7 protein-coding genes are annotated in these 7756 nt (G+C 65.8%); all 7 read right to left on the bottom strand.

Features of this window, described 5'->3' with window-relative positions; all coding sequences use genetic code 11:
- Positions 1–45 precede the first annotated feature (45 nt).
- Positions 46–1872, bottom strand: coding sequence for a S9 family peptidase (locus N5D48_RS25095; protein ID WP_279888752.1), 1827 nt, complete (start codon positions 1870–1872; stop codon positions 46–48).
- Positions 1853–3016, bottom strand: a complete 1164-nt coding sequence (pqqE, locus tag N5D48_RS25100; protein ID WP_279888754.1) for a pyrroloquinoline quinone biosynthesis protein PqqE — start codon at positions 3014–3016, stop codon at positions 1853–1855. Before pqqE ends, N5D48_RS25095 begins: the two co-directional genes overlap by 20 nt.
- On the bottom strand, positions 2988–3263 hold the full coding sequence (gene pqqD / locus N5D48_RS25105) for a pyrroloquinoline quinone biosynthesis peptide chaperone PqqD (RefSeq protein WP_279888756.1): 276 nt from the start codon (positions 3261–3263) through the stop codon (positions 2988–2990). The genes pqqE and pqqD overlap by 29 nt, the downstream gene beginning before the upstream one ends.
- Positions 3260–4015: a pyrroloquinoline-quinone synthase PqqC gene (gene pqqC / locus N5D48_RS25110; RefSeq protein WP_279888757.1), complete on the bottom strand. Its 756-nt coding sequence runs from the start codon at positions 4013–4015 to the stop codon at positions 3260–3262. Before pqqC ends, pqqD begins: the two co-directional genes overlap by 4 nt.
- Positions 4016–4132: 117 nt before the next feature.
- Positions 4133–5044: a pyrroloquinoline quinone biosynthesis protein PqqB gene (gene pqqB, locus N5D48_RS25115; RefSeq protein ID WP_279888758.1), complete on the bottom strand. Its 912-nt coding sequence runs from the start codon at positions 5042–5044 to the stop codon at positions 4133–4135.
- 77 nt (positions 5045–5121) lie between these two features.
- Positions 5122–5193, bottom strand: a complete 72-nt coding sequence (pqqA, locus tag N5D48_RS25120; RefSeq protein ID WP_003243383.1) for a pyrroloquinoline quinone precursor peptide PqqA — start codon at positions 5191–5193, stop codon at positions 5122–5124.
- Positions 5194–5361: 168 nt separating this feature from the next.
- Positions 5362–7677: a pyrroloquinoline quinone biosynthesis protein PqqF gene (gene pqqF, locus N5D48_RS25125; RefSeq protein WP_279888760.1), complete on the bottom strand. Its 2316-nt coding sequence runs from the start codon at positions 7675–7677 to the stop codon at positions 5362–5364.
- Between the last annotated feature and the right edge of the window lie 79 nt (positions 7678–7756).

The following is a 7756-nucleotide window of genomic DNA, read 5'->3' on the forward strand; positions in this document are numbered from 1 at the left end:
GATCCTGGGGCTGCTTTGCAGCCCTTTCGCGACACAAGGCCGCTCCTACAGGGATGGCGTTGCCTGGCCAAGCAAACGGCAATAGAACTTCCACTCTTGCTCGAGCGCATGCGCCAGGTTCGTCGCCTGGCGCAAACCATGCCGCTCGCCCGCGTAGAAATGCCCCTCGGCCTCGATGCCATTGGCCTTGAGCGCTTCAAGCATGCTGCGGGTCTGCTCGGGCACCACCACCGCATCCAGCTCACCCTGGAAAAAGATCACCGGTACCTTGATCCGCCCGGCATGCAGCAACGGCGTGCGCTGGCGATAGCGCTCGGCATCGCGCCGTGGGTCGCCGATCAGCCAGTCCAGGTAGTCGCTTTCGAACTTGTGGGTGGCCCGGCCCAGAGCCTCGGGGTCGCTCACGCCGTAAAGGCTGGCGCCACCACGAAACACATCCCGGAAGGCCAGCGTGCACAAGGTGGTGTAACCCCCAGCGCTGCCGCCACGAATGAAGGCCAAACGTGGATCGATCAGGCCCCGGTCGGCAAGGTGTCCGACTGCCGCGCAGGCGTCCTCCACGTCGCTTTCGCCCCAGCGCAGGTGCAGAGCCTGGCGGTAGGCACGACCATAGCCACTGCTGCCCCGGTAGTTGAGGTCGGCGACGGCGAAGCCGCGCTGGGTCCAGTACTGGATGCGCGGGTCGAGCACCGGGTAGCACGCCGAGGTCGGGCCGCCGTGAATGAACACCACCAGAGGTGATGCCCCACCCGAGCCTTGCATGGCCGGATAGAAGAACCCGTGGGCCGTGCCGTCGCCACTGGCGTAGCGGATCGGTTGCGGGAGGCTGATGTCCTCGGCAGGCAGCACTTCGGCACCGCCGGCGAGCACCTGGACCTCGTGGCTGCGCCGGTCGACCGCGATCACTGCCGGTGGGCTGATCGGCGAGGCGGCTATGGCATAGATGTGTCCGTCATCCAGCGCCAGGCTGCGAAAGCGCGTATACGCACTGGCAAAGCGCGCCATTTCGCCGTTGGCGCGGCGCAGTCCCAACTGCCCGAAACCGTCCTCGAACCAGCTGGCCAGGTAGCTGGCTGAGCCAAGGGCCAGCCAGGTGCTGGCGCCCAGTTGCCAGGGAGCGGCGGCATGATCGGCGGGCGCGGCGGGCAGGCGCTGCCAGTGTCCGTCGAGTTCGCCCCAGGGCTGCCAGAACCCGTCGCGGTCGGAGAGGCAGTACAAGTAGCCTTGTTCATCGAAGCGGGGCTGCTGCAACGATTCGTCCTGCGCGGCGATGCAGCGTGCCGCGCCCCAAGCGCCGGAGGGTTCGCGTTCCCGGCACATCAGGCGGGTGACGGTCCAGGGTTGTGCCGGTCGATCCCACTCGATCCATGCCAGGCGGCGTCCGTCGAGGCTCAGCGTGGGAGAGGCGTAAAAGTCGGCCCCTTCGGCGAGGATCTCGCGATGCCCTGCCGTCAAGTTCACCAGACGATGCTCGACCTGTTCGCCATGGCGCTCCTCGACGGCCAGCACCTGGCCTTCATGCCACTGCACATCGCCATAGCGACAGTCGCTGGCGTCGGTGAGTGCGCGGGGGGCGGTACCGTCCAGCGCCTGGGTATACACCTGCTGGTCCTTCTCGTTGACGAACACCAGTCCGTCACCGCCCAGGCAGAAGCTGCCACCGCCGTACTCATAGACCCGACTGCGTACACTGAACCCGTCCGGGGTCAGGCAGCGGGCCTGATGATCACGCCAGTGCCAGACCCGGCAGGCGCCATCGGCAGGGCGGAATTCGTTCCAGAACACCCCACGTTCGTCGACCTTAAGCTCAGCGAAGTCGGTGCCGGCGGCCACCGCCTGGGCGGCGCTGAACTCAGCCCCTGGCAATGACATGGGAGTTGCGTTCGTTGCGGAAGGTCATCTGTTCGATCTCCAGTGTGGCGTGCTCGGCTTCTTCGCGGGCCTTGAGGATGATGCCGTGGTCCGGTGACTTGCCGCACACCGGGTCGGCCTTGCTGGCATCGCCGGTGAGCATGAAGGCCTGGCAGCGGCAGCCGCCGAAGTCCTTCACCTTCTCGTCGCACGAGCGGCAGGGCTCGGGCATCCAGTCATAGCCGCGGAAGCGGTTGAAGCCGAACGAGTCGTACCAGATGTGCTTGAGGTCATGGTCGCGCACGTTGGGGAACTGCACCGGCAGCTGGCGCGCACCGTGGCAAGGCAGGGCGGTGCCGTCGGGGGTGATGGTCAGGAACAGGCTGCCCCAGCCGTTCATGCAGGCCTTGGGGCGTTCCTCGTAGTAGTCCGGGGTGACGAAGATCAGCTTGCACGGGCTGCCGGCGGCCTTGAGCTTGTCGCGGTACTCGTTGGTGATGCGCTCGGCCCGCTCCAGCTGGGCACGGGTCGGCAGCAGGCCCAGGCGATTGAGGTGCGCCCAGCCGTAGAACTGGCAGGTGGCGAGTTCGACGAAGTCGGCCTCCAGGGCGATGCACAGCTCGATGATGCGGTCGATCTTGTCGATGTTGTGCCGGTGGGTGACGAAGTTGAGCACCATCGGGTAGCCATGGGCTTTCACCGCGCGAGCCATCTCCAGCTTCTGCGCGAAGGCTTTCTTCGAGCCGGCCAGTAGGTTGTTCACCTGCTCGTCGCTGGCCTGGAAGCTGATCTGGATATGGTCCAGCCCGGCCTGCTTGAAGGCGGCGATCTTCTGCTCGGTCAGGCCGATGCCGGAGGTGATCAGGTTGGTGTAGTAGCCCAGGCGCCGGGCTTCGCCGATCAGCTCGGCGAGGTCCTGGCGCACCAGCGGCTCGCCGCCGGAAAAGCCGATCTGCGCGGCGCCCATCTCGCGGGCCTCGCCCATCACCTTGAACCATTGCTCGGTGCTCAGCTCCTTGCCCTGCTTGGCGAAGTCCAGGGGATTGGAGCAGTACGGGCACTGCAACGGGCAGCGGTAGGTGAGTTCGGCCAGCAGCCACAATGGCAGGCCGATCTGATCGCGGGGCAGGTTGCCCTCAGGCGAGGGTGATCCAGTGTTCGGCACGGGCCACCTCCATGAATTGCTCGATGTCGTCGGCGACTTCGGGCACACCGGGGAACTGCCGTTCGAGTTCGGCGATGATCGTCGCGACATCGCGCTGGCCATCGATGAGCCCGCCGATCAGCCCGGCGCTGTCGTTGAGCTTGATCATCCCCTCGGGGTACAGCAGCACATGGCCCTTCTGCGCCGGCTCGTACTGGAAACGGTAGCCGGGGCGCCAGGCGGGCACCTGTTGACGGTCGAAACTCATAGGGCAATCCCCTTGTGCCAGACCCGCTCACTTGTGACGCTATGATAGGGCGGGCGGTTCAGTTCATAGGCCATGCTCATGGCGTCGAGCATGCTCCACAGGATATCCAGCTTGAACTGCAGGATTTCCAGCATGCGTTCCTGCCCCTCACGGGTCGTGTAGTGCTGCAGGGTGATCGCCAGGCCGTGCTCCACATCGCGCCGGGCCTGGCCCAGGCGGGTGCGGAAGTATTCGTAGCCGGCCGGGTCGATCCACGGATAGTGCTGCGGCCAGCTGTCCAGGCGTGACTGGTGGATCTGCGGGGCGAACAGTTCGGTCAGCGAGCTGCTGGCGGCTTCCTGCCAGCTGGCGCGGCGGGCGAAGTTGACGTAGGCGTCGACGGCGAAGCGCACGCCGGGCAGCACCAGCTCCTGGCTGCGCAGCTGGTCCGGGTCCAGGCCCACGGCCTGGCCCAGGCGCAGCCAGGCCTCGATGCCGCCATCCTCGCCTGGGGCGCCGTCGTGGTCGAGCAGGCGCTGGATCCACTCGCGGCGTACTTCGCGGTCCGGGCAGTTGGCCAGGATCGCGGCATCCTTCATCGGGATGTTGACCTGGTAGTAGAAACGGTTGGCCACCCAGCCCTGGATCTGCTCGCGGGTGGCACGGCCCTGGTACATCGCCACGTGATACGGGTGGTGGATGTGATAGTAGGCGCCCTTGGCGCGCAGGGCCTGCTCGAATTCGGCAGGGGACAGGGGCATTGCATCGCTCATGGGGGCTCCTGTGATGGTTCGTTATACGTGGGAGCGGGCTTGCCCCGCGATGGCGGCGTCAGCCTCACCATCGCTATCGCGGGGCAAGCCCGCTCCCACGTTGTGCAAGGGCTGCCCTTACAACTCGATGCTCATGCCATCGAAGGCGACTTCCACGCCGCGGCGCTGCACTTCGGCGCGTTCCGGCGAGTCTTCATCGAGAATCGGGTTGGTGTTGTTGATGTGGATGAGCACCTTGCGCTGGCGCGGGAAGCCGTCGAGCACCTCGAGCATGCCGCCGGGGCCGTTCTGCGCCAGGTGGCCCATCTCGCGACCGGTGCGGGTGCCGACCCCACGGCGTTGCATTTCATCATCCTCCCACAGCGTGCCGTCGACCAGCAGGCAGTCGGCGCCGTGCATCATCTGCAGCAGCTTGTCGTCGACCTGGCCCAGCCCCGGCGCGTAGAACAGCTTGCCGCCGGTGCGGGTGTCCTCCACCAGCAGGCCGAGGTTGTCGCCCGGGTGCGGGTCGAAACGGTGCGGCGAATAGGGCGGAGCGGCGCTGCGCAACGGGAAGGGGGTGAAACGCAGGTTCGGGCACGCGTCGATGACGAAGCTGCCTTCGAGCTCGATGCGGTTCCACGCCAGGCCGCCGTTCCAGTGGCTGAGCATGTTGAACAGCGGAAAACCGGTGGTCAGGTCCTGGTGGACCATGTCGGTGCACCAGACCTGGTGCGGGCAGCCCTCACGCAGGCTCAGCAGCCCGGTGGTGTGGTCGATCTGGCTGTCGAGCAGGACGATGGCGTCGATGCCGGTGTCGCGCAGGGCGCGGGCCGGCTGCATCGGCGCGAACGCCTGGAGCTGGGCGCGGATGTCCGGCGAGGCGTTGCACAGGATCCAGTGCTCGCCGTCGTCGGACAGGGCGATGGACGACTGGGTGCGTGCCTGGGCGCGCAGGGTGCCGTCGCGGTAGCCCTTGCAGTTGGCGCAGTTGCAGTTCCATTGCGGGAACCCGCCACCGGCGGCGGAACCGAGAATCTGGATGTACATGGTCACTCTCTAAGGCAAAAGCCGCGGCGAAAAACGACGACGCCCCGGCTGGCCGAGGCGTCGAGGCTTACTGCCGCTTAGCGGTTGGCGAAGTACATGGTGACTTCGAAGCCGATACGCAGGTCGGTGTATGCAGGTTTGGTCCACATAGGTTTGCTCCTTCCGGATAGGGGTGGGATGGTCAGTCACTGGGTTTGGCTCCCCCTGTGGCAGGAGGTTCCATTGGCTGAGATTGCGCTATCTTACAAGAAAAATTTGTACCGAAAGGTTAATTCTTCGAAAAGCGCCATTGCATTCCTGGTAACAATCCGCTCGCTTCAATGCCACTGGCTGTTCGCTGCTGGCGCGTTGGCCAGGCAAAGCCAGCCGTGCTCCGCCTCGAGCAGTTGCCGCAGCAGCGCGTCCAGATCGCATTGCTCGACAGAGAGGATAGACCCGCTAGCGTAGGAAAGATCCGAATTTTGTGTCGCTATATGTGCCTGCCATGCCCATTCCGCGATATCGGCGTTGGTCATGACGGCCTCGCTGAACTGATCCGCCAATTGCTGACGACTTGCGTGGTCAAGGCTCACGCCTTCTTTCAGCAAGTTCGTCAGATGCTCAAGGATTTCACTCGGGCTGGCATGGGGGGACTGCACGCCGAACAGCAGACCGGCATGCCCCTGCACCTGACGAAAGGTGCTGAAGACGGCGTAGCCCAGTTGCAGTTCGACGCGTAGCCGCTGGTAGACAGGCCCCTGCAGGAGCTGGGCGAGTAGGCGGCCAGTGGCCTGCCGAGGTTCGGGCAGCGGGCAGAACAGCAGCAGGGCGGGTTCGCTGCCGGCCGTTGGCGTGTGACGCCAGTGTCGCCCGCTGAGTGCGCGCGGGGGGGCGGGCTCACCAGGTTGTCCCATGACGTCTTGCAGTATCGCTCCCAATGCACCCTGCTGGTTCTGATCGAACCCCACCGCCAGGCCCTGCCAGCGGGCACCCTGCCAGAGTGCCTCGAGCATTGACGGTTCGACGCGCAAGGCGAGCAGGTCGCTCGCCTCAGTTGCCTGCAGCGCGTCTGGCAGCGTCTTGAGCAATGCGCGAATCGGGATCAATGGCAGCTCGGTCGGCGCAGGCGCAGCCCAGTGCTCCGCTGCCGGTGCGCGCAGGCACGCGAGCGCTTCTTCCACCAGGCGGATCACCGCCGGTGGATGCCCGGCCGCGCGTAGCTGCCAGTACTCGCCACTGGCCGTGAAGTCCAGTTGCAGCGAGGCGTGTTCGGCACGTTGGCGCAACGCTCGCAGGCTGCGTTCGAGGATCGGCTGCAAGCGAGGGCGCGCAGGCGAGGCGACCTGCCAGCGCAGGTACAGCGCAGCGAACTGGCGGGAGGCCGGCAGGCAAGGGCTGATCGAAAGGGCCGCGGGCAGTGGCGCGTGGCGCTCGGGCAGCGCGGCGGACAGCAGCGGCTCGCTTTCAGGCAGATGCCATTGACCGGCAGGGCTGTGTGGGAAGCTGGCCAGCAGCGCATCGAAGGCGGCCAGCCCCTGTGTGCCCAGGCCCTGGTACGGCCTGTCGGCGCTGTCGCGGCGGGCCAGTTCCAGCGCACTGGCGGCCTGCTCGCGGCATTGCTGCAACTGGCTGAAACTGTCGTTCAGACGCTGGCGGTCTTGCTGTCGCAGATGACTCAACCAGCCATGCAGCAGATCCTGGGCTTGTACGAGAGAGGCGCCCGTGCTCAGTTGCAGCCGAACCTGCCAGAGCATCTGGCCGGCATGGGCGTGAAGAAGCTCGGCCTTGCAGTCCTGGAGCCAGCCACGCCGTTGCAGTTCGGCCAGCCATCCGCCAGCTCGGTTGTCGGTGAGTTGGCTCAGCAGCAACTCCAGCGCCTGCTCGGCTTCTTCTGGCAGGTCTTGATGGGCGAACAGCAGTGTGTGATCCATGCCGTCTGCGCTTGGCTGGCGCAGCGGCTTTTCGAGCAGTGGCGGTGGTGGCGGCGGGATGATGCGCTGCCCCTTGGCGAACAGCAGGCCATGGCGCTTGCCCAGCTGTTCCAGTTCGTCGAGCGATTGCGGGCCGGCCAGGCTCAGGGTGATCTGCCCGCCCTGGTAGAAACGCTGGTGGAATGTCCGTAACCCGTGCTGGAAAGCGGGCGCTTGCAGCGCAAGGCTGTAGCGGTTGCCGGCATGGAAGCCACTCAGCGGGTGACGCGCCGATACCGACTGCAACAGACGGAACTGGTGCTGGGCCTGCGGATTGCGCGACCAAGCGATGAACTCCGCATGGATCACCTCGCGTTCACGGCGTTGCCGTTCGATATCGAGGTCGGGCTCGGCGAGCATCTCACACAAGCGCTCCAGGCCACCGGGTAGCGCGGCGGGTGGTACTTCGAAGAAGAAATCTGTGGTGCGTTCGCGGGTGCTGGCGTTGACCTGGCCACCCAGTGCCTGGACGTAGCGCATCAGGCCATCGGCCTGCGGGAAGCGTGGCGTGCCGAGGAAGAACAGGTGCTCGAGGAAATGGGCCAGGCCCGGCCAGCGGGCGGGGGCATCATGGCTGCCGGCATGTACCCGTAGCGCCGCTGCGCTTCGCTTGAGGCGCGGGGCGTGGCGTAGGCTCAGGCGCAGGCCGTTGGCGAGGGTGAGGTGGCGAATGGTGTCGGACATGACGCCATGCTAGCGCGCAATGGCGAGGTTGTCTGGTCTGGCCCTGTCGCTATTTATGGCCGCTCCAATTCAAGATTGC

Origin of the sequence: Pseudomonas sp. GD03858 (assembly GCF_029840925.1) — a bacterium.
Classification (GTDB): Bacteria; Pseudomonadota; Gammaproteobacteria; order Pseudomonadales; family Pseudomonadaceae; genus Aquipseudomonas.